We start from the raw sequence: 21448 nt of genomic DNA, 5'->3' as shown, positions 1-21448 counted from the left end.
TTCCGGTCAGAACTCTATCGAAAGGCGTACATTAAACTGTCTTCGGGTCAGGTAGTTAGGTACTGCGTACTGGGCATTGTGAATGTCCGTAACCCAGTAATAAGAATTCACATTACTGATATCGAACAGGTTGAATACGTCGATTCCTATCCATACGCTTTTCAAGTAACGGAACACACCTCTTTGCATCAATTTGTCTTCTCCACCCACTAATATACGGGAAGCACCTATATCTACACGTTTGTAAGAAGGCGCACGAAAATAGCCCGATTCCCTGCCGTGACGGGGTGAACTGGTAGGCAAACCGTCTGCGAAAATCGCTTTCAGGCTGATTTTATATTTAGGAAATTTAGGTACGTAATCCTGGAAGAAAAGAGCAAAGCTGTATCGTTGGTCGGTAGGACGGGGCACTTTTATTCCGCTCAGGTTCTCCTGTGTTTTCATCAGGGAAAAACTTATCCATGAATCGGTACCGGGAACAAATTGCCCGAACAGTTTCATGTCGAGTCCCATCGCATAACCTTTACTGCTGTTGTGTCCGCTGTACCATACCCTTACGTTGTCTACTTCATAAGGAATAAGATTATCCAGTTTTTTATAATAAAGTTCGGCGGTAAACTTGAAAGGACGGTTAATCGCACGGAACGAGTAGTCCGAACCTAATACGAAATGAATAGAACGCTGTGATTTTATATTTTTATTGAGCTGTACAATATAATTATTGTTTTCGTCCGGTATCGTATCTCTGAATTCTTTATAGAACGGAGCCTGATAGTAAAGTCCCGTTGCAAAACGGAATGTTAGTTGTTCCGAGAATGTAGGGATCAATCCTACCGATACGCGGGGGCTCACTATAGTTTCTTTATTAAAATCCCAGAAAGAGGCACGCAGACCCGCGGTGAAGGTAAAACGTCCCAGCCGGGTACGTAACCGGTAAGAATCCTGCAGGTAGGCCGATATACGGTTGCTGCTGATATCGTGTTTGGAAAACAAGTTATAGATCATTTCCAGAGACTCTCCCGTATTTGGCAGAGAATAACCCGCAGAGTCCCGCATTTCCCATTCCCGTACCCGGTCGTGTATTTTTTCGAACTGGTAGGTAAATCCCCATTTCAGCTCGTGCTGTTTGATTTTTGTAGCTCCTTTGAGCGACGTGGATATGACTGAGGCTTTTAACCGGTTACGGGCATGCTCATGATATTTTCCTATACCCAAAGCTCCCGTATTACCGCTGTTCTCGGTTTCTTCGGACAATTCGTCCAGCCAATATTCTCCGGCGATGTCGTAAGTGACCAGTTCGTTCGTGACGAATGCCGAAGTCTGGAGGGCCCATTGTGTATATTTCGAAGGATGATAGTTTAAGGATAAAGCCCCGAAATAGGTCTCGAACTTATCTTTTTCCTGTCCGTCGAAATATACTTTAAACTGTTTGGCATCCGTAGCCGTGCCAAAAGACGTGTTACGTTCCTGAGGTATGAAATTATATGTATTGGCCGAGATGTTTCCCAGTAACGAAGCTTCCCATTTAGGATTGAATTTATAGGTCAGGTAAGTCTGGTAATCGAAAAATGACGGTTTATATTCCCCTTTCGTATCCAGTGAGCTTAACAAGGTAGAATTTGTTTTATATCTTATCCCGTGCAATTGTGAAAATTTCTTTGTACTTTGCCCGATAGAAGCTGTCGCTCCCAGGAAACTGGCCGATACCGACCCTTCGAAAGCTTCGGGTTGTTTATAGGCTATATCCAGTACAGATGACATTTTATCCCCGTATTCTGCAGAGAATCCTCCGGAAGAGAAACCTATACCGCTTACCATATCGGGGTTGATGATACTCAACCCTTCCTGCTGTCCGGAACGGACAAGAAGAGGACGGTAAACTTCGATGCCGTTGATATATACTATATTTTCGTCGAAATTACCTCCGCGGACCGAATATTGGGAGCTTAACTCGTTACTGGAATTTACACCGGCAAAAGTGGTAAGCATAGCTTCGATACTGCCTCCCGAAGCGTCAGGTAACAATTTCAGGTCTTTGGCATCTATCATTTGCAGGGTATTGGTCTGTTTGCGATATTCCGATACTACCACTTCCTGTAATTGACGGGTTTTCTTATTCAGGCGTATCAGGAGAGATACGTCTTTTTCCAGGTTGATCAAGGTTCGTTGTTCTTCTTTATAACCCAGACAAGAATAAATTACGGTTATGGAATCGGAGGCTGGCACCAGAAGTTCATATTCGCCTTTCAGGTCGGTCATGGTTCCCATGGTCGTACCCGCAACCCGCACCGTCGCCAGTTCGATAGGTTCGCTGTCTCCGTCTATGACCTTTCCCGTGAGCTTGACTCTTTTTTGAGCCTGTAACGATAAAGTAAGTGATGCCAGAAGAAATAAAATATATATTCTTAGTCTCATGTGTCGTGGTTTATATACCGGTGTTATTTTTATTGCTGGAAAAAAGACACCAAACATATAACGTAGAAAAATACGATAACGTATATTTGCTTTTCAAAACTATGCAAAGATACCTATTTTTCCTCCTATATTGTTATCTTTGCAGAAACACTAATCCCTTTTGTTATGGAAAATATGCATGAACTGTTGTTACATCGGCACAGTATCCGTAAATATACCGGCGAACCCATTCCTCCGGAAGATGTAAAACAGATACTTGAAGCGGCTCTTATGGCACCATCTTCGAAACGTTCCATGCCGTGGGAGTTTGTTCTGGTAGAAGATAAAGCAACCTTGGAAGAACTTTCCTTTTGTAAGGATATGGGGGCGAAGCCTATTGCAGGAGCTTCTCTGGCGGTAGTAGTCGCTGCCGATCCCGAAAAAAGCGATGCCTGGGTAGAAGACTCCTCATGTGCCGCTTTGCTTATGCAGTTGCAGGCGGAAGATCTGGGACTGGGCAGTTGCTGGATACAGATACGGGACCGTTTCGGCGCAGAACTGAAACCGGCGGAAGAATATGTAAGAGAGCTGTTGGACATACCGGAAACATTGAGAGTATTGTGTATTGTTACTTTCGGGTATAAAGCAGAGGAACGAAAACCGTTCGATCCGGAAAAGATGATGTGGGAAAAAGTACATGCCGACCGTTGGTAAGAAAAAGAAAGAACATGAAAGTTGTATTTATCGGAGCCGGGAATCTTGCCAGCCGTGCCGCCCTGGCGTTTCAGCAGGCGGGTGTGCAAATTTTGCAGGTATACAGTCGTACCGAAGAGTCGGCACATATGCTTGGCAGTAAACTGGGCGGTGTTCCGTATACATGCGATTTGTCGGCTATTGTTCCCGATGCCGATTTGTATATATTTTCGGTGAAGGACGAGGTGCTTGAGGAGGTTATCCGGAAAGTGAAGCCTAACGGAGCTTTGTGGGTACATACGGCAGGGAGTATGCCTGCGGCAGTTTTCGCAGGACATGTAGAACGGTATGGCGTATTTTACCCGATGCAGACTTTCAGCAAAGAACGGGAAGTCGATTTTTCCGGGATACCGGTATTTGTAGAAGCTCGTACTCCCGAAGATACCGCCGTATTGCGCGAATATGCCGGAAAGATATCGGGCCGTATATATGAAGCAGGTTCCGAACGGAGAAAGTATCTTCATCTTGCGGCCGTATTTGCCTGTAATTTTACAAATCACATGTATGACCTGTGTTATCGTTTGCTGGAAGAACAGGATATACCTTTCGATGTCATGTTGCCCCTTATAGATGAAACGGCGGCGAAGGTACATCTGCTGGCTCCTCATGATGCGCAAACGGGGCCTGCCGTACGGTATGACCGTAATGTTATGGAACGCCAGTCGGCTATGCTTCCTGATGAACAAATGAAACAGATATACGAGTTACTGAGCCGGAGTATTCACAATGCCCGGTTAAAAAAATAAGGATTATGAGCCGTATCAATTACGATCTGGAAAAAATTAAAGCATTCGCGTTTGACGTGGATGGTGTCTTATCCGCCGATTCCGTACCTTTGCATCCGTCGGGGGAACCTATGAGAGTGGTCAATATAAAAGACGGCTATGCTCTACAGTTGGCTGTGAAATTAGGTTATCAGGTGGCTATAATAACCGGAGGAAAAACTGAAGCTGTACGAAAACGTTTTGAAGGGTTGGGTATACAGAACGTCTATATGGGAGTTGCAGTTAAGATACGCACTTACGAAGAGTGGATCACGGCATGTAACCTGAAAGACGAAGAGGTCATGTATATGGGAGATGATATACCCGATTACGAAGTCATGCAAAAAGTCGGTTTGCCGGTTTGTCCTGCCGATGCTGCTCCGGAAATTAAGTCTTGTTCCTTGTATATATCTCCTTATTGCGGGGGAATGGGATGTGGCCGGGATATCATAGAACAAATATTGAGAGCACAAGGCCATTGGATGAAAAATGAAAAAGCGTTTGGCTGGTAATAAATACGGAATATTATGCTGGAACACTTGAAGAAATACGATATATTACTGGCCAGTAATTCACCCCGCAGGCGTGAGCTACTGGCAGGTTTGGATATAGAATATGCCGTTACCGCCCTGCCGGACGTAGATGAATCTTATCCCGATATTCTGGAAGGAGAAGAAATTCCATTGTATATATCCCGGGAAAAGGCAATGGCTTACCGGAACAGTATGAAAGACAATACGTTATTGATAACTGCCGATACGATCGTATGGTTCGGAGGAAAGGTATTTGGAAAACCCCGGGATAAGGAAGAGGCAAAAGAAATGCTGAGAGAATTGTCCGGCCGGTCTCATACGGTGATAACTGGGGTTACTCTATGTACCCGGAAAAGAAAAGTATCGTTCGCCGTTTCTACCCGCGTATCCTTTGCTGTATTGGAAGAAAAGGAAATAGATTATTATGTGGAAAAATATTTGCCTTTGGATAAAGCAGGTGCTTATGGAATTCAGGAATGGATCGGATATATCGGAGTGGAAAGTATCGAAGGTTCCTATTTTAATGTTATGGGATTGCCCGTACAACGGATTTATAAAGAACTGAAAAAATTTTAGTATAAGAAATATATAGAATTGTTTGAAACCCATTCATATTGTCGTATATAATTATCGGAAGTAATTTAATTATGTTATATTTGTAGTATAAACACAATTGAATATGTTAACAAATATTAAACGGGGGGGGGGGTAGAATACTCCTTATTATTTTTATTCTTTTTGAAACCTTTGCGGTTTGTTATATTGGTATAAGGACAAATTATTTCAGGCGTTATGCTGAAAAGTTCGGGTGGGTTGAAAAAACAAAAGTTAATCAGGTTTGGGCCGTAAAGTGTTGGACGAATACGATTAAACAATTGCATTTAAGAACTGATGTTGCTTTTTTTGGTGATAGTATGACCTATTTTGGCGATTTTGACGAATTATTTAGTGATTTGTCTGTATGTAATTTAGGTTTTTGCGAGGATACTCCAAACGGTATGCTTGGGCGTATGGACATGATACGATTTGCGAAACCTAAAAAGGTTTTTTTAATGGCCGGTATAAATGGCTTAAAAGATAGCAGCTTATCAGATTTCAGATCTTCTTATACTGAATTAGTTGACAGTATTTTATCTATAGGTGATTTAAAACTTTATGTTCAAAGTATTTTACCTGTTAATAAATCAGTGTATGATTTATGTGCTGATTTTGAAAAGGTGCAGATGGCAAATAAAATAATTAGAGATATAGCAAAACAGAGGAATCTTATATATATAGATTTATTTTCGCTATATGAGGAGAATGAAAATCTGCCGATGAAATATACATTTGATGGAATACATTTAAAAAAAGAATCATATCAGATTTGGCGTGATGCTATTACAGAATATGTATATGAACAAAAGACACGATAGAAAGGTGTTCAAAATACCGTATCATCGGACGGGTGGTATAACGGATTTATAAAAAACTGAAAAAAATTAGTCGAATATAGATAATCGTCCGAATTTCCCGGGAACCCTTTATATTGTCGTATTTGGCTGTCTGGTAACTTTTATTCCTTAAAAATATTATCCGGTTGTTCCGGTTTATTATTTTCACAATGACCATTATCCTACTTCTATGGTGGCCATATATTGGGTGTCGTATGTGACAGGTGTGAGGGAAAGATACCCATCTGTTATTTTTCCGTCTTTGATAATCAACGGTTTTTCTTTGGATTTTAAAAGATATTGTTCCTGCAATTTTCCTGGTGAAGGTATATAATGAACTGTAAAATTTCCTTTTACTCCGGGAGCCAGAAAGGTATCGGTGATATGCCGGGCCACCATCCCCATATTCATCCGCAGATTTATTTCTATACAAGGATGCAACGCAGTTTCTCCGCCAGCAGTACGGTATAGCATCATATCTATTCCCATATATCCGGTATAGTAAGGCGCAATGAGAAGGGTAAGGATTGTTTCCAGTCCTTCTTTTGTTTTATCGAGGTATTCTTTCGGGATTTTCCGGCAAAGCTCGTTTTCTATTTCAATATCGGGTTTCAGGAAATTTCCGGTGTAGCTGCCGTGTTCGTCAGTGCCGAACAGAGAATAACCGGCAAATTTTATATTGTTTCCGTCGCTGTAGAATTCCATAGCAAAGTCCTGTTCTTTATGAAAGAATATTTCTCCCAGCAGGCTTCCCTGTTTTTTGAGAATGCCCCGGCTCCACCTTTCTATAGGCGTGTCGTATATGCCTCTTCCGTTGTATATACCTTTTCCGCTTCCCGACCAGGGCGCTTTGAGCATGCATAAAGGATGAGTTTCTATGAATTCTTTTACTGCATCACCGCATTTCAATTCTGTGGGAAAAGCAGGAAGGACGAAGGGAACCTTTGATGCCAGTTCCTTTAATACCTTTATTGTCATGCGGCGGTGTGATATTTCTCTGATCTTTTCTATCTCTTCTTTTGTCGGTAATTGTTTGCTGGAAAATCCTGATTGAATAAATTTTTTTACGACTGCTGCACTCCATCCCCATGGCCGGATACGGGAAATATGTTCGGCTTCGTTCCCACATAAAAAAGAAGATAACTGAATAATACGCGAGGAGATGCCGAGTTTTTCAAGGACATTTTTCTGCCATTCAGAGGAATATCCGTCCGGAACCAGTATACAACTTCCTGTGCCGGCATACCATATGGGTAACATAGCGAGGTCGTAAGCGATTGCCCGCGCACGCGGCGGAGGCGTATAGTTCTCGACGTTGACGCCCATTGCCTGATCATTTTCAGGATTGAATAAATAAAGATCGTGTTTATCTTCCATTATTATGTATTCTCCTCCGCGAAGTTACGTTTTATTCCTGACACGCTTTGTTATTTTTGTAATAAAACCGCCCCTGATCCGTCATTCCGGTCAAGGGCGGTTTCCCCTATGGCAGTAGGGATACTTAAATTATATTATTATATGAAAACAGCCTGTTTATCACAAACAGGAAAATTGCATTCGTTCAAAGACAGTTTCGAATAATAGACCTTTGTCAGGTGAAAATAAAAACAAAGAATATGCAAGGATATTTTAACCTTCTTATTTTTGTTCTCAAGCTCTAACCCACGAAAGCTGTCGATTTGGTAATACATAGGCAGGTCTTCTGACTTGCTCCTGTCGGCGGCACCTTCCCGATTTCTCTCTTTAATCAGTGGCATAAGTATTTGTCGCAGACATTGGACGGAGCTTACAGCAGCGGGACTGTTCCCGATTCTCACGGGATTCCCTTTTAATTCTGTACCTGAAAAAGGTACTTGAAACCAATGTTTGACAAAGATATAAATTCTGTGATGGAATATCAAGTTTAAGTGAAAAAACATCTCTGCTTAAATTGTTATTTTCGGCAGAGATGTTTTATGAATAGCTAAGAATCCTTATAAAGCTACTTTGTAACGTTTTCTTTCTATATCGACCGTATTAAATAGCGGGTGATTTTAAAGAGGATATTTCGGTGTCTCCGTTGAAATCATATACGGTTACGTTTTATTATGTCCCGCGTCAGTAATGTAGATGATATCGTTTCGGACCGTTACTTTAATAAGTGAATTCATGATAGTCGCTTTTATAATTTTAAAACTTTGACTGTATCGCTCGGTTCTCCTTTCGATGAGATTTGCAAGATATATAGTCCGCCGGGTAGAGAGGCGATATTTATTTTTTCACTGTCACTGGTAATTCTGTGACGGAGTATTATTTGCCCGTACTTGTTCACCAGTGATACTTCATGGCCTTTCCTTTCTTTAATGGTGAGGATATCTTTTGCCGGGTTGGGTGAGACAGAAACAAGGGACAGGTTCGTCTTGTTTGAAGAACTGATTTTACCGATTTCGAGAGAAACAGTCTGTACCGCTGTTTTTCCGTTGGAATTTACTTTTAAAGTGAGGGTTGTTTTTCCTTTTTTATGCCCGGTAATTACCAGTGTATCCGCTTCTACTGAAACTGTGGCAACGGAAGTATCTTCTGTCGTTGCTGTCTTAAGAATGGCACATGCCATATTGTCGGCGTCGGATACTTTATCTCCTAAATATATTTTGTAAACATTCGTTACCATAGAGATATTTTCGAATCCTGAGATCAAAGGGGGATAATTATCCGGGAATACGGGTAATGCCGGAAACCAGTAGTAAGTTTCGGGGCGTATCGTATTGATGAGGGCTCCGCTTGTGCCGTCTACTACATGAATCCAGTTTTGCATGAAATGGGTCAGGTATCCCGATTCGGTAGCTGTAATTATCAGGTTGTCGGTAACCGGGTCTACCCGCAGGCACGAACCGTAGAATATTTGTTTATATTCGCTTTCTTGGCCGGGAAGCTCAAAGAATTCGGTATCGAATGTGTCATTATCTATATCATAACGGATTATATGTGACGAATGAGTAAAATATAGAATGTTATGTTGGGTACTGGCACATAAACTTCCGGCATTCCAGGCGCCCCATGATGAATTTATTTGCATGACGTCCGGAAGTCCGGTTCTGGAGGTTTCCAGGGTATAAGGATTTATTTTCAATAAATAATTTGTTTCGGCTCCCGCCCAGATATATCCGTCTTTACTCATTGTAATAGTAGATATCTGAGGCAAATTTATCGTTGTTTTGATTTCATTTTTATCCGGATCGATGACTAATACTCCTGTATTCTGTTTTGCTGCGAATACGTATTCTCCTGTACGAATCATTATTCCTATTTGTCCTTCATATGTACTACCTTTGCCAGTACCTTCAATGATATCGCCCAACTTGAAATTTTCCATATCGAAAACGAAAATCCCGTTGGTAGTCCCTATGTATCCGGTCTTTTCATTTACTCCGAGAAATGAACGTCCGTCTCCTCCGCCTATTTCATCAAAAGCAATTTTCTTTTTTAATGTCCTGGCATCGGCAATGACTAATTTTCCTCCGGATTTAGCTTCCGGAGATGTTTTTGCTTGCTTGGATATAAAATAGAAGTTATCTCCGTAAATACATCCGAACTGGGTGGTTACCCCCAGGGTTTCGGTATTATCGTTTTCACGCCGAAATGCCCGGTAAATCATTTTGCCGTTTTTATCCAGGAAATTTAAACTGCCGTTGTCCCAGCCGAACCAATCTTCATTTATGAAAAATATACCGTGAGTATAATCCACATCCTCGGTTATGTAAGGATCTACTGCAATAGCTTGTTCATATGGAGGAAGATCTTTTCCGGGTATTTCGTAATACCAGATGTAATTGTAACCGTTATGTACGGTTTGGGAGTTTACACTTTCTGCGTCTAAAATCGTTTTAGTTCCATCGTCTGTTATAACACAACAGTGCCATTCTCCCGCTTCTGTTTTTGAAGGGGAGTTCCAATGGTCTTCATCATCACTGCATCTCCATGTGTTATAGTTCCCCGGAGTCGCAGTAAATTGTCCTGTTTTGCTGTATTTGGGATAAGCCGTATTTCCTCCTACGGTCATAGAGATCGTATGCTCTCCGTTCAGGTCAAATCCCAGGCCATCTACTTTGTAAATACCTTGTTGGCGCATCAGGGAAAAGAGCCGGGGATCATTTTTTACTAAATCGTTCAGCATGTCGATAATGGTAGTTTCCCGGCCAGTGCGATATCCCCATGCCAGAGTTTCAGGCTTTTTCCCGTCATTCCAACTGATCGAGACTATCGACTCGTTTCCTCCTTCGCCTATCCAGTAGCCTATATCGGAGGGAGAGATTGCCGGCAAATAATTGTATAAACTGCCGGTAATAATAGTAAATAAAAAGAATATATGTCTTTTCATGTGAATAGTAATTTATTAAAGGAGAATTATTCCAAAAGGGTATTCCCCCTTTTGGAATTTCTCCTTAATTATTATTAGAGAGTCATATTGGCATATTATTTTATGTAAATTTTTTCAATTTCCACCGAACCGTCTTCATAGAGAGTTTTTACGATATTGATACCTTGTATAGGTTTCACTAAGCGTACCCCGCCGGTTGTAAAGTAAGATTGGAAAAGTATTGTTTTTTCTCCGTCGTTTTTTTCTGTACCCATTGTATCGGATACTTTGAAATTGACGTTAAATATCTTCTTGTTAGCGGTTATGACAAATGCATAAATTCCTTTTGAAAGATGATCTCCTTTCCTGTGAATAGTCAATACGTTATTATCATAAGATGTTTCGATAGTCTGACCTTCTACTGCTGTTTCTCCGGATATCAGCGATACGGAGATTGCATCTTCTTCTCTGATATTGCGATTGAAAGTCACAGTGAAAGTTGCTGTTTCTGATTTAATTTCAGGAATATCTCCGCTTCCGAAATCCATATCCGGCATAGTTGCCGTGATTTTAAGGTCTTCCAGAACGGTGAAAAGAATATTCATATTGCCTTTATCCGTAGATATAATGAGCGAGTACTCACCTGCTGCAAGATTCTCACCCTCTCTGTTCACAGTCAGTACATTATTTTCTACAGAAGTAGAAAGCGTTTGTCCTTCGGCTACGGCACCGTTAACTTTCAAAGCAACAATAACAGCATCTTCGGAAACGATGTTCCGGTTGAAAGTAACGGTAAATACTTTATTATCGGCATTTACATAGGAGGTTACCCCGCTTCCGAAATCCATATCCGGTGTTGTCGCTGTGATCTTGAGCTCTTCCAAAACAGTGAAAAGAATATTCATGTCGCCTTTATCCGTAGATATAATGATTGAGTACTTACCTGCTGCAAGATTTTCCCCTTCACGGTTCACGGTCAGTACATTATTTTCTACAGAAGTAGAAAGCGTTTGTCCTTCGGCTATGACACCATGGGCTTTCAATATAACGGAAACGGCATCTTCGGAAACGATGTTGCGGTTGAAAGTAACGGTAAATACTTTATTATCGGCATTTACGTAGCTGGTTACACCGCTTCCGAAGTCCATAACCGGAGTCGTAGATATGATTGCGAGATCGGGCAGAATGGCGGAAATACTGAAATCTTTCCAGTAAATTAGGGCTTTATAATTTTCTATCGCTTCTTCGGGTACATATATTTTACAGGTAGTAGGGACTTTTGTGAAAGTCGAGCTTTGACAAGTTGGCGGCGTAACATTATAACTGTATATCTTTTCAAGTCCGGTACATCCGTTAAAAACGTAAGTTCCTATAGAAGTTACCGATTTTCCTATTTTTACCGATTTCAATCCGGTACAGCCATATAACATATAGGTCCCGACGGATGTAACTTTATCGCCGATAACCAGTGACGTTAAGGCGGTACAATTGCGGAATGTATAGGTTCCCAGTGAAGATACGTTTTCAGGGATATTTATTTGGGCAAGGGCTTTACAATCCTGAAAAGAGTAATTCCCGATAGAGGTAAGGCTATCCGGTAATACTACAGATTTGAGTTTCGTACAGCCGTAGAAAGTATAGGTTCCCAGTGTTTCTATCTTCTCCGGTAATGATATCTTTTCTAAAGATGTACAATATTTGAATACGTTGCTTCCCATCGTGGTTATATTCTCGGGAATGGTAACATCGTCCAGTGCACTGCAGTTCTGGAACATATAGTCGGACAGTTTTGTCATGCCTTTTCCTATGCTTACCGATGTAAGACCTTTACAACTATTGAACAGGTAAGTTCCTGCGGTTTGTATATGATCGGGAATTATTACCGAAGTAAGGGCGTTACAGCCGGCAAATGCATAATTACCGATAGAAACAATGTTATCCGTTAGAGGCAACCTGGCTAATGATGTACAGTTTTGGAATACGTAAGTTCCTAACGCCGTTATAGTCGGGGACAGTTTTACTTCCGTCAGTTTCGCGCAATTATTGAATGTGTAGTTGGGCAGTGCAGATATTTCGGCGTTGATGGTTGCCGAGACCAGATTTTTGCAATTATCGAAAGCATAGGTTCCCAATTTAGAGACATTGCCGGATAAAATGATGGATTCCAAAGAATCGCATCTCTGGAATATGCGGTCACCGATAGAGATCACACTGTTGGGGATGTTGACGGATTTTAGCCCTTTACAGTATCCCAGGGCGCTTGATCCCAAAGATACAATATTCTGAGGAATAATGATCTCTTTTAAAGTAGTACAGGAGTTGAACAGATAATCTGCCAGTTCGGTTATTCCGGTGCCAATTTTTACTGTTAATAGCTTGGTGCAATTGGAGAACGTATAACTTCCCAGTGCGGTTACGCTATTCGGTATGGATATTGCGGTAAATGCGCAATTATAAAAAGCATACGGTTCTATGGTTGCAAGACCTTCGTTAAGCGGAGCATCTGCCAGGCTGGAGCAGTAAAAGAACGCGCGTTCGCCTATACTTCTGAGGCTGTTGGGAAAGTTGATTCCGGTCACCAGGCTGCAACGGTTGAACGCATAAGAACCTATAGAAGATACTTTATTTCCCAAGGTAACAGATGCGAGTTTATCACATTCGCTGAATGCGTAATTTCCTATATGCGTAACGCCGTTGCCTATAGCAGTTGTTTTCAATCCGGTACAGTTGTCAAACGCATAATTCCCGATGCTAAGAATATTATCGGGAATAGTCACCGCCGTTAATTCCCCGCAATCTTTAAAAGTGTATTCTTCTATGGCCGCCAGTTGAGTGCCTAAAGCAATGGTTTTCAGTTCAGAACATCCGTATAATGCGTATTTCCCTAATTTAGTTACTTGGTTGGGAATTTCGATAGCATTGAGTTTTACGCAACTGAAAAAGGCGGAATCCTCGATAATAGCAAGTTGTTCGTTTAAAGATATATTTTCCAGTAAGGAACAATTCATAAATGCTTTTTTACCGATAACTGATACATGGGCCGGCATGCTGACGTTAACCAGGCCTGTCGCCTGAAATGCAGATTCTCCGATGGAAGAAACACTCTGTCCCATCGTTACGGAACTTAAATTCGTACAATTCAGGAACGCACCGCTTCCTATACTGGATACCTGGCCGGGTATAATTATTTCGGTCAATCCGGTACATCCGTTAAAGGATTGTTTCCCGATAGAAGTCACGCTTTCGGGAATCGTAACGGATAATATTTTTGGGCAATTTTCGAAGGCGTTTGCTGCAATCGCCGTTACATTATATGTCTGACCATCGATAGTTACTGTCGAAGGTATATTCAATTTACCTGAATAGGTAAGATACTTTGTATTATAAATGACTTCCGCCTCATAAGGAGCAGATGAAGAAGTTTTGTTATAATAGAGTTCTTTATCTCCTACGGTTAAGGTAACGGTATCTGTCGACATATTTCCGAGCCTGTTCCCGAAAACACAGTAATATTCTCCGGCATCTCCGGCGGTGGCAGAAGAAATGACATATATCGATGTATCGGCATCTTGTATAGGAGTATAATCTTTATACCATTGGTAGGTAAGGCTGTCTCCTTTTGCCGTGAATGAAAATTCGGCAGTCTCGCCTGCTGAAACGACCAGATTTTCAGGCTGCTCTTTGATCGCCGGTTTCGTCAGTCCGTTTTTGGGAGCGGGAACGAAGGGTTTCCAGGGCTGTGACAACATGTTTATGGCAAAGTTCCATCCGTCCCAGCTATTGTTCTTTAAGACACGGTTGGTTGCTCCCAGCCCGCTGTATCCGAAACTTCCTCCCTCTTCTTTCACCCAGTAAGACCAATAACCGGCATACCATCCCGATTGCCAGTAATCTTCCGGGTCTACGCAAGTCCAGCCATCGTAACTATAACTGCCGGCTATCATCATACCTTCTTCATTAGGAGTTACGATTGTTCCGTCCTTTTGTATTGCAAAATACCCGTTCCTGTTGGTGTCGTATCCCATACCGGCTATAGTACTTCCGTAACTGGTTCCGCCTTCGGCCATGGCGAAGAAATATCTGTCCGATGCGGCGATAGCGCGTATCATGGATTCTCCCGTCGCTTTCTCGCTTGCCGGCCAGCGGTAACCCCATACCATGGCATAAGTTTCGTTGTCGGCATTCCATTGTACGACAAGTGCCGCCCGGTTCTCTCCTTCACCGCTCCAATTCTCGATCATGTCCATGGTGAATTCGTCCATGGGAATCGCTATCCCGGCGGTGTTCAATACTTTTGCCGCTTTATGCGGACGCCCTTGCACGGTTATTTGTGCGACTGAGGACAATGCAATGAACAGCAATAAAAACAATGAATAAATTTTTTTCATTTTCTGGGTTTTAAATGTGTAACATATATAGTTTACAAAAAAATTATGTATACCATTTAAAACTTACGGAGGGTAACGGCGCTTTTTTATCACCGCTTTGAAAAGGAGTCCGGTTATAATCGGAAGGATTAGTAACGGGGCCTAAGCTCATACCTCGTAAGCTTTTATGGCGAACGTACGGCAGGTCTTCTGACTTGTTCCGGATTATGACGCCTTCCCGGGATGACCAGTGACATGATGTCATAATTTTATGTAAGGAACTTACAGCAGCGGGACTGTCCGGGATTTTCACCCGGTTCCCTTTTAATCGGCTTTGTTACGGCCGAACCTGTACGCTATAGTTATGTGTTATTATATTCGGGACAAATTAATTTTTTATTATCTTTTGGATAGTATTTCCTGCTTTCAGGATATATATTCCTGCCGGATAAGTTTGCATATCGATAGAATAGTTGCCACTTTCGTATTCTTTTCCTATCAGGCGATGTCCGGTGATATCTGTGAGTTCTATCAGGCATGTTTTAGACACGGACAGATACAGATAGTCGGTACACGGATTAGGATATGATTTGATTTGCATGGCAATATTTTCTTCCATACTGCCCATTTCGGCATCCACATGTAAGTCCTCTACTCCCATTACTTCGGTAGAACATTCTCCTATCCATCCGTTAAACTGGTTGACTCCGGTGTAGATCTTAACGAAATCTATACCCGGGAGGGAGACTTTATTCCCGTTTTTATCCACCGCCCAGTCTATATCGAAATTCGATTTATCGCTGCTGTTGGGATGATTGTCGGCATATCCCCAGTCGTAAGCGTATAATACGTAATAAGAATCGTTTCCGCTTTCATCGACTCCGTTATCGGCCAGTCTGGTTCCTTTAAAAGTTAAAGTAGGCTCCTCTATCCATTGCGGATAATAGCTTTGCCTGTGAAATGCCAGTTTGGACAGATAACCGTCTTTACCCTGATTATCTTTCCAGTAAAGATAAGTCGTATCGGTTAAATTAGGGTTTGTCTGGCTTGGAGTCGGTATCTTGTTTTCATCGGGGCGGTAATATGTGATTTCGTAGTTTTTAGTTGTCTCCGGCTTGTAATATTCGCTGCCTGCCAGTTCGTACCACTCGTCATTGTCCGGCTTTCCATTTTTATTGGCATCGTAAGCGACCATTACGATACCCGGTTCGCTGCTACCTCCGGATGAGAAACCTGGATTAGGGTTTGCATCGGCATAAAAAGCATTACCCAATATTTTGAAATCCGTTTGTCCGGCTACGTTTACGATGGTATGATCGAATCCCACTACGATATATCCTCCGAAGCCTCCCAGGGAAACCATTCCACGTGCATCATAAGCCAGATAATCTTCTGCTTTTTGGCGCATGGTTTCTTCCGTATCTCCTTCTTCATATTCCGGAAGCTCGTTGATAAACTGTCCGGGAGCGGGCCGGAATTCAAGAACCTTGGTCATATAAGGAGAGCGTATTTCCGCTCTTGTTTCGCATGTATAGGCGGATATACCAGCTAATACGATGAATAGGGGTAAAATTTTTTTCATTATATATCTAATTTTCATTTTTTAATTTTCCTTTGAATGCGAAGTGGGCCGGTATGTCACCGGTCATTGTTTTCCATTTCAATATACCTTCTTTACTGAAACAATATAATGTTCCCGGAGAGACATAGTTTTTTGCATCCGTTACATAAATATCCTTTGTAATAGGGTGGATAGCGATTCCGTAAGGTATCTTGATTTTTTTATCAGTACCGTCCTTTATGAAATTACGGCTGACGACCTCTCTTTTTTTCAGGTCTATGATACCGTAAGTAACGGTATTATCTCCTGCCGTGTAATTCCATTCGGTACTGTACACATAGGCGGAATCGCCGTCTATGCACATGTTGCTTACCGCTATATCCAGCGAATCGACCAGTTGGTCTTTATAACAATCTATGATGTAGAGTTTGGATGATTTATGATAGTAGTCGCCTCTGGAACTGGTGTATAGCATACCGTATTTATCTCCTTTTATCCGGTGCAGATTAATGGCCACTTCTATTTTTTTGATCTCCGTGAAAGTTTCCAGGTCGATGACAGATATCGTGTTATCATAATTGGGAACCCTGTATCCTCCGGAATTTGCCACATATAATTTTCCGAATCTGATTTCCATTTCTTCCGGCTGGTAACCTACCGTGACCTCGTCCACAACTTCCAGTGTAGTCGTATCTACTTTAAAAACGGCGCCTAACGGTGCGTTCGGATCTATTTGTACGGGACTTACATAGGAACTGACATAGGCGTATTCCTTGTCGAAAACGATATAACGGCAGTTCGGTATTTCTATCTGTTTTATTCTTTTGGCCGTTGCGGCTTCCATTACTTCCACTTTGTGGGAACAGTTAATGACCGCATAGAGTTTGCTTCCGTAAATTTTCAGGTCGTTACCTACATCTCCCAGTTCTTTTACCACAGTAGGATTTGTTTCTGCATATATATTTTTGTGGTAGATTCCAGTCTTTTCATCGAAATAATCCAGTGTGGATTTGTTCGATCCCATATTGCCTTCATTCAATAAATAAAAACCGTCTATGTCTGTAAATTGCGGAATGCTTATTTTGTGTGATTCCGAATATACCAGTACGTCGTCCTCCCGGCACGATGTAAAGAGGACACTTAATATTCCTACGAAATATAATATGTAATAGTTTTTGCTCATATCGTTATACGCAAGATTAATTTATAATTAATACCCGGCATGGGAAAGTTGGCGACTACGTCATAATACTGGTTAAAGATATTGTTTACTTCCGCCGTTACATTCATATTTACCTTGTATACGGGAATATCCCGGGATAATGCGAGGTCGCTTGTGTACCAGGGCTGTTCGTAATTATCTACACTGTTCATCTGTTGACGGTAACGTTCTCCGGTATAGATAAAGCTATAGTTCAGATTCCATTTTCCATATTCGAGCGATACGATGGCAGAACCGCTGTGCCAGGGTATATAAGGAATCTGATGTTTGTAATAGTAGTCTGTCGGGTCGGTATAATCCTGAGCCTTTTGCCAGGTATAATTCAGTCTGGCATGGATACCCACGTTATTTAATTGGCACGACAACTGGGCGGCGACATCTACGCCTATAATCCTTACTTCGCCGAGGTTCAACATGGTCCAGCGGAATTGTTGTCCCGTAGGATAGGCGATGATCTTGTTGGTAACTTTGTTATAGTAACCGTCGGCTTGTATGTTGAAATATTTAAAGAAGTTATGGTTGAACATTTTATTATATACGGCCCCCACGTTGTATTGTTCAGTAAATTCGGGTTTCAGGTATTTATTTCCGATGTCGGTATAATACAAGTCATTGAAAGTCGGCATTCTGAATATCCTTTTGTAAAAGGCTCTTAAATAGAGGTTTTTCGATTTAAAAGGTTTATAAGAGGCAAAAACGGCGGGAGTGAATTCTTGCTTGTCGGGTGAGGCGGCAGATTCTTTTTTCTTTATGACATTCTCGTGAATGAAAGTTCCCAGAACGCTTGCCTGCGTCTTGAAATGTTCCCACTGGAAGGCAGTGGCGACAGCGACAAGCCCGGTATGTCTTTTGGGATAAGCAAAATCTTTCAGATTGGCATCCAGTTTATTCCACTGATAATCGGCCGAAACGGAAACATCCCACCAGGAAAACAGGTTGAACAGATTCGCAACGGACAGATAGTATTCTTGTTGCCAGTATTTGTTGTTGACATAAAGCTCTTTCTCGTCATCTCTGAGGTAATGAGTAAAGTCATCGGCAAATTTGGTGTTTATCTGCAATTTGTAAAAAGAACAAATGTCGTATTGGAAGGATCCCTGAGCAAAGAAATTCCGGTCCCATTGACGCTCGCCATGCCTGAATACATTGTTGACTATAGCCCCCGGAATACCTCGTTCGGAGTCATAGAAATAAGCTTTGACGTTCCAGTTCCCCCGGTTCATTATTCCGTTGAATCCTCCCTCGGCCCTGAATGCGCATACATCGCCGTTATGCCGGATAGCAGTCGTATCGTAAGCGATGTCTCCGTTCAGTTGTTTTCGTTTATAACGGAATTTATACCGTCCGTTCGCATTAATGAACTCTGCATTCAGGGACGAACTTACATTCCGGGATATTTTTTGTTCCCACAATACGGACGGATTGACCAAACCGAACGAACCGGTTTTGAATGCCGCCCTGATGTGATATTTTTCATCTTTATTAAAGCGGGGTTTTCGGGTTTTCAGATAAATGGAACCGGAGGAGCCATAGTCCTTGGCCGGCTGGAAAATTTCACTTTTCTGTCCGTTATAAAGGGAAATTTCTTCCATATTATCCAATGAGAATTTTCCCAGGTCTATTTGTCCGTTCTGTGCATTTCCCAACTGTATGCCGTCATAAAACACCCCCATATGGTTGGTTCCCATGCTACGGATATTGACTGTTTTCAGTCCGCCTATTCCACCGTAATCTTTGATCTGTATCCCTGAAAAATAACGGAGGGCATCTGCAACGGAAAAACTGTTCAGCTTTTCCAGTGCTTTCCCTTCGAGTTTTTGAGAGGGTATGATCTCGTTTACGGTCGGTTTTCCGGTTACGACAACTTCTTTGATGTGTTGTATAGAGTCGAGCCGGGAGGCGGGACGGGCAGCATATAACGAAAATAGTCCGGAACCCGAAAAGATTCCTGTCAGTAGCAATAGGATATGTGATCTTGTTCGTCGCATGAAAACCTTTTTACTTTCAGCATCCGGCAGCAATACATAAAAAAGGCTTTATGGAACAGACGCATTGCGTGGCAAGTATCTATCTTCAAGCTTTAACCCCCGAAAGCCGATGTTTTTATAATTCGCATGGCAGGTCTTCTGACTTACTCCTGTCAACGGCGCCTTCCCGATTGTCATATCAGTGGCATAAGAGTGATTGCCGTTTTCATTTGCAGAGCTTACAGCAGCGGGACTGTTCCCGATTTTCACGGGATTCCCTTTTAATTCCATACCTGTACAGGTATCTGAAACCAATGCGCTGCAAAGATATTTATTTCTCTTAAAGTAAACAAATTAAATACAGAAATATTTCGTTAATCGATTCATACAAGCTTATTTATACTTTATTTTAATGAGAGGGCGGTGTATAATTCCCTAATTTCAGGCATTTCGGAGCAAGGTTCCTTTTTTTATTTTTACTCTAAAAAAGATCGAATGTTGTGGAAAAGAAAAAAGGTGTGTTTTACAGGTGTTCTATGGGAACTACAGATGCGTTGCCAAGATTGATTGCAAAAGAAACGGACGTTCTTGCAGCCGATTAGATGATGCCGCCGGAATAAACGCGTTGCAGGTTGGCGGATTTGATGTTCTATTTTGGGTTCCTCTACTTGGTGAAGCGGGGAATTACAGGATGATTGGTATGATTAATTGACAGGCTTATGCATAAATTTACCCTTGAGGAAGATTTTATTTTAGGAGCTATGGTGGGGTATAATATTGAGATGCAGTGCGAGCGTTTGTGGAAAAAAATGAAGTTCGCCTGAGATTTAGTTCGTATTAGTTTTAAAAGAAGAAGCCGTATAAAAGTACGGCTTCTTCTTTATATTATAAGAAATGAAAATCCATTTATCGGTTTGTTACGATCATGCGTTTACTTCCTATCATCTGTCCGTCCGCCACGATATAATACAGATAAAAACCTGGTGACAGGCCGGAAATGTCAAGGTTCAGCGTTCCGCTATCCCGTTCATATAGAGATAAGTTCCTGACAGTTTCCCCCGTAGAAGATACGACATAAAGAACCGCATTGCGGATATTTTCGGGCAGATAATAATCGATTTTTGTACTTCCCCAGCAGGGATTCGGGTAATTCTGTGAAAATCCTGAAATATGCTCTTGTGCTGCTTCTGTGAAAATTTCTTTAGTGTTGGCTTTTATCAGGTTTTTTGTCTTATTACCTGTTGTAAAGTGCAGTTCACTTCCTTTGAACGCATAGAGAGTTGGTAATATTCGTATCCAATAATTCCCGTGAAAAGTAGTGCCACCTCCAGGGTATGCATATACTTCTTTTAAAATAAGGCTGTCTCCGCTAAATTTCCCACCTTTTTTATCCGGAATTTCTACATTTTGTATGACTCTAGGCCCTGAGGGTTCCGGATCAGGTTCCGGTTCAGGCTCTGGCTCCGGTTTTGGATATTCTCCCGTGCGTTTTATGGTAATACTGGTAGCTTTTCCGTATGTTCCGTTACATCCTTTAGGGGTAACTGTGATTTTTTCTCCATCCCCCGAAGTTTCGTTATAGTTTATAGATATTTGACCACCATATGTTTCAAATGTTTTACCTCCCCAGGAAGCCGGAGTACTCCAGCGGAATTCTTCAACACGTTTGCCACTATTTCCTTTACATGCCGGATATATTAAATAGGTAGCTACTTGTAGCGTCCCTTTTTCCCCTTTGGGAATAGTTATCGTTCCGGATTTTATTACAGTTCCATCTATCTTAATTTCATCGACAGCTGTATTTTTTACACTTAATATTTCAACATCAGCAAAACCATAACAGACATAGGGATTGCTTAGATTCTTAAAAGATACTTTTCCCATTTTAGCAATATCTTCCCAAACAATATCTGCATGTAGAGCAATCGCTCCATCTTTTACATATACAGTTCGTTTTGTTGGTCCTAAATAATAATCAAAATAACCGTTTGTAATTTCCCATTCTATTCGGTCATAACTGTTTACTGCTCCTAGGATCCCGGTATATGGATTAATCATCTGATGGTTTTGGTCAGGGCAAATTTGATACTCTCCTGTCATACTTATTGCGTTCCAGGA

Annotated in this window: 14 protein-coding genes and 3 riboswitches; of the genes, 6 read left to right on the top strand and 8 right to left on the bottom strand. The window is 41.6% G+C overall.

The window, feature by feature from the left end; genetic code table 11:
- Window positions 1-6 precede the first annotated feature (6 nt).
- Window positions 7-2415 (bottom strand): TonB-dependent receptor, encoded by a 2409-nt coding sequence (locus OCV73_RS09540; RefSeq protein WP_147551653.1) that lies wholly within the window; start codon window positions 2413-2415, stop codon window positions 7-9.
- A 165-nt stretch (window positions 2416-2580) separates the two neighbouring features.
- On the opposite strand from OCV73_RS09540, the gene OCV73_RS09535 reads away from it, so the two are divergent.
- From OCV73_RS09535 to OCV73_RS09515, 5 genes are all read left to right on the top strand, one after another.
- On the top strand, window positions 2581-3108 hold the full coding sequence (locus OCV73_RS09535; protein ID WP_147551651.1) for a nitroreductase family protein: 528 nt from the start codon (window positions 2581-2583) through the stop codon (window positions 3106-3108).
- A gap of 14 nt (window positions 3109-3122) precedes the next feature.
- On the top strand, window positions 3123-3893 hold the full coding sequence (locus OCV73_RS09530; RefSeq protein WP_147551649.1) for a Rossmann-like and DUF2520 domain-containing protein: 771 nt from the start codon (window positions 3123-3125) through the stop codon (window positions 3891-3893).
- 5 nt (window positions 3894-3898) lie between these two features.
- Complete coding sequence (locus OCV73_RS09525) at window positions 3899-4423, top strand: KdsC family phosphatase (RefSeq protein ID WP_147551647.1); 525 nt, start codon at window positions 3899-3901, stop codon at window positions 4421-4423.
- Window positions 4424-4438: 15 nt separating this feature from the next.
- The gene (locus OCV73_RS09520; protein WP_147551645.1) at window positions 4439-5020 is read left to right on the top strand and encodes a Maf-like protein; all 582 of its coding nucleotides are present in this window, start codon (window positions 4439-4441) and stop codon (window positions 5018-5020) included.
- Window positions 5021-5319: 299 nt separating this feature from the next.
- Entirely contained in the window at window positions 5320-5859 is a 540-nt protein-coding gene (locus OCV73_RS09515; protein WP_147551643.1) for a GDSL-type esterase/lipase family protein, read from the top strand.
- A 195-nt stretch (window positions 5860-6054) separates the two neighbouring features.
- On the opposite strand, the gene OCV73_RS09510 is transcribed toward OCV73_RS09515, so the two are convergent.
- The 6 genes from OCV73_RS09510 to OCV73_RS09480 all read right to left on the bottom strand — a co-directional run bounded on the left by OCV73_RS09510 (window position 6055) and on the right by OCV73_RS09480 (window position 19351).
- Complete coding sequence (locus tag OCV73_RS09510; protein ID WP_147551642.1) at window positions 6055-7254, bottom strand: hypothetical protein; 1200 nt, start codon at window positions 7252-7254, stop codon at window positions 6055-6057.
- A 298-nt stretch (window positions 7255-7552) separates the two neighbouring features.
- Window positions 7553-7756: riboswitch (cobalamin riboswitch) on the bottom strand.
- Window positions 7757-8038: 282 nt separating this feature from the next.
- The gene (locus OCV73_RS09505; protein WP_147551640.1) at window positions 8039-10234 is read right to left on the bottom strand and encodes a DUF5074 domain-containing protein; all 2196 of its coding nucleotides are present in this window, start codon (window positions 10232-10234) and stop codon (window positions 8039-8041) included.
- Between the two features lie 95 nt (window positions 10235-10329).
- Window positions 10330-14601, bottom strand: a complete 4272-nt coding sequence (locus tag OCV73_RS09500; protein WP_147551638.1) for a leucine-rich repeat protein — start codon at window positions 14599-14601, stop codon at window positions 10330-10332.
- A gap of 162 nt (window positions 14602-14763) precedes the next feature.
- Window positions 14764-14949: riboswitch (cobalamin riboswitch) on the bottom strand.
- Between the two features lie 19 nt (window positions 14950-14968).
- Complete coding sequence (locus OCV73_RS09490) at window positions 14969-16162, bottom strand: T9SS type A sorting domain-containing protein (RefSeq protein ID WP_394802956.1); 1194 nt, start codon at window positions 16160-16162, stop codon at window positions 14969-14971.
- 7 nt (window positions 16163-16169) lie between these two features.
- Complete coding sequence (locus tag OCV73_RS09485; protein WP_147551636.1) at window positions 16170-17324, bottom strand: YncE family protein; 1155 nt, start codon at window positions 17322-17324, stop codon at window positions 16170-16172.
- Window positions 17321-19351, bottom strand: a complete 2031-nt coding sequence (locus OCV73_RS09480; RefSeq protein WP_147551634.1) for a TonB-dependent receptor — start codon at window positions 19349-19351, stop codon at window positions 17321-17323. Before OCV73_RS09480 ends, OCV73_RS09485 begins: the two co-directional genes overlap by 4 nt.
- 111 nt (window positions 19352-19462) lie before the next feature.
- Window positions 19463-19662: riboswitch (cobalamin riboswitch) on the bottom strand.
- Window positions 19663-20049: 387 nt separating this feature from the next.
- On the opposite strand from OCV73_RS09480, the gene OCV73_RS09475 reads away from it, so the two are divergent.
- Window positions 20050-20154: a DUF2023 family protein gene (locus tag OCV73_RS09475; RefSeq protein WP_147551632.1), complete on the top strand. Its 105-nt coding sequence runs from the start codon at window positions 20050-20052 to the stop codon at window positions 20152-20154.
- A gap of 82 nt (window positions 20155-20236) precedes the next feature.
- Here the strand turns inward: OCV73_RS09475 and OCV73_RS09470 are convergent, their stop codons facing one another.
- The gene (locus OCV73_RS09470) at window positions 20237-21388 is read right to left on the bottom strand and encodes a T9SS type A sorting domain-containing protein (protein ID WP_167551242.1); all 1152 of its coding nucleotides are present in this window, start codon (window positions 21386-21388) and stop codon (window positions 20237-20239) included.
- Between the last annotated feature and the right edge of the window lie 60 nt (window positions 21389-21448).

The sequence above is a fragment of the Barnesiella propionica genome, assembly GCF_025567045.1.
GTDB lineage: Bacteria > Bacteroidota > Bacteroidia > Bacteroidales > Barnesiellaceae > Barnesiella_B > Barnesiella_B propionica.
The sequence above is the reverse complement of the archived record's forward strand: the minus strand, read 5'-3'. Positions and strand labels throughout refer to the sequence as shown.

Bases quoted from the DNA above. Each gene is read 5' to 3' on its own strand.
- OCV73_RS09500 (WP_147551638.1), bottom strand. From the start codon at position 14,601: ATGAAAAAAATTTATTCATTGTTTTTATTGCTGTTCATTGCATTGTCC.
- OCV73_RS09490 (WP_394802956.1), bottom strand. From the start codon at position 16,162: ATGAAAAAAATTTTACCCCTATTCATCGTATTAGCTGGTATATCCGCC.
- OCV73_RS09485 (WP_147551636.1), bottom strand. From the start codon at position 17,324: ATGAGCAAAAACTATTACATATTATATTTCGTAGGAATATTAAGTGTC.
- OCV73_RS09510 (WP_147551642.1), bottom strand. From the start codon at position 7,254: ATGGAAGATAAACACGATCTTTATTTATTCAATCCTGAAAATGATCAG.
- OCV73_RS09475 (WP_147551632.1), top strand. From the start codon at position 20,050: ATGCATAAATTTACCCTTGAGGAAGATTTTATTTTAGGAGCTATGGTG.
- OCV73_RS09540 (WP_147551653.1), bottom strand. From the start codon at position 2,415: ATGAGACTAAGAATATATATTTTATTTCTTCTGGCATCACTTACTTTA.
- OCV73_RS09480 (WP_147551634.1), bottom strand. From the start codon at position 19,351: ATGCGACGAACAAGATCACATATCCTATTGCTACTGACAGGAATCTTT.
- OCV73_RS09520 (WP_147551645.1), top strand. From the start codon at position 4,439: ATGCTGGAACACTTGAAGAAATACGATATATTACTGGCCAGTAATTCA.
- OCV73_RS09530 (WP_147551649.1), top strand. From the start codon at position 3,123: ATGAAAGTTGTATTTATCGGAGCCGGGAATCTTGCCAGCCGTGCCGCC.
- OCV73_RS09470 (WP_167551242.1), bottom strand. From the start codon at position 21,388: ATGATTAATCCATATACCGGGATCCTAGGAGCAGTAAACAGTTATGAC.
- OCV73_RS09535 (WP_147551651.1), top strand. From the start codon at position 2,581: ATGGAAAATATGCATGAACTGTTGTTACATCGGCACAGTATCCGTAAA.
- OCV73_RS09505 (WP_147551640.1), bottom strand. From the start codon at position 10,234: ATGAAAAGACATATATTCTTTTTATTTACTATTATTACCGGCAGTTTA.
- OCV73_RS09525 (WP_147551647.1), top strand. From the start codon at position 3,899: ATGAGCCGTATCAATTACGATCTGGAAAAAATTAAAGCATTCGCGTTT.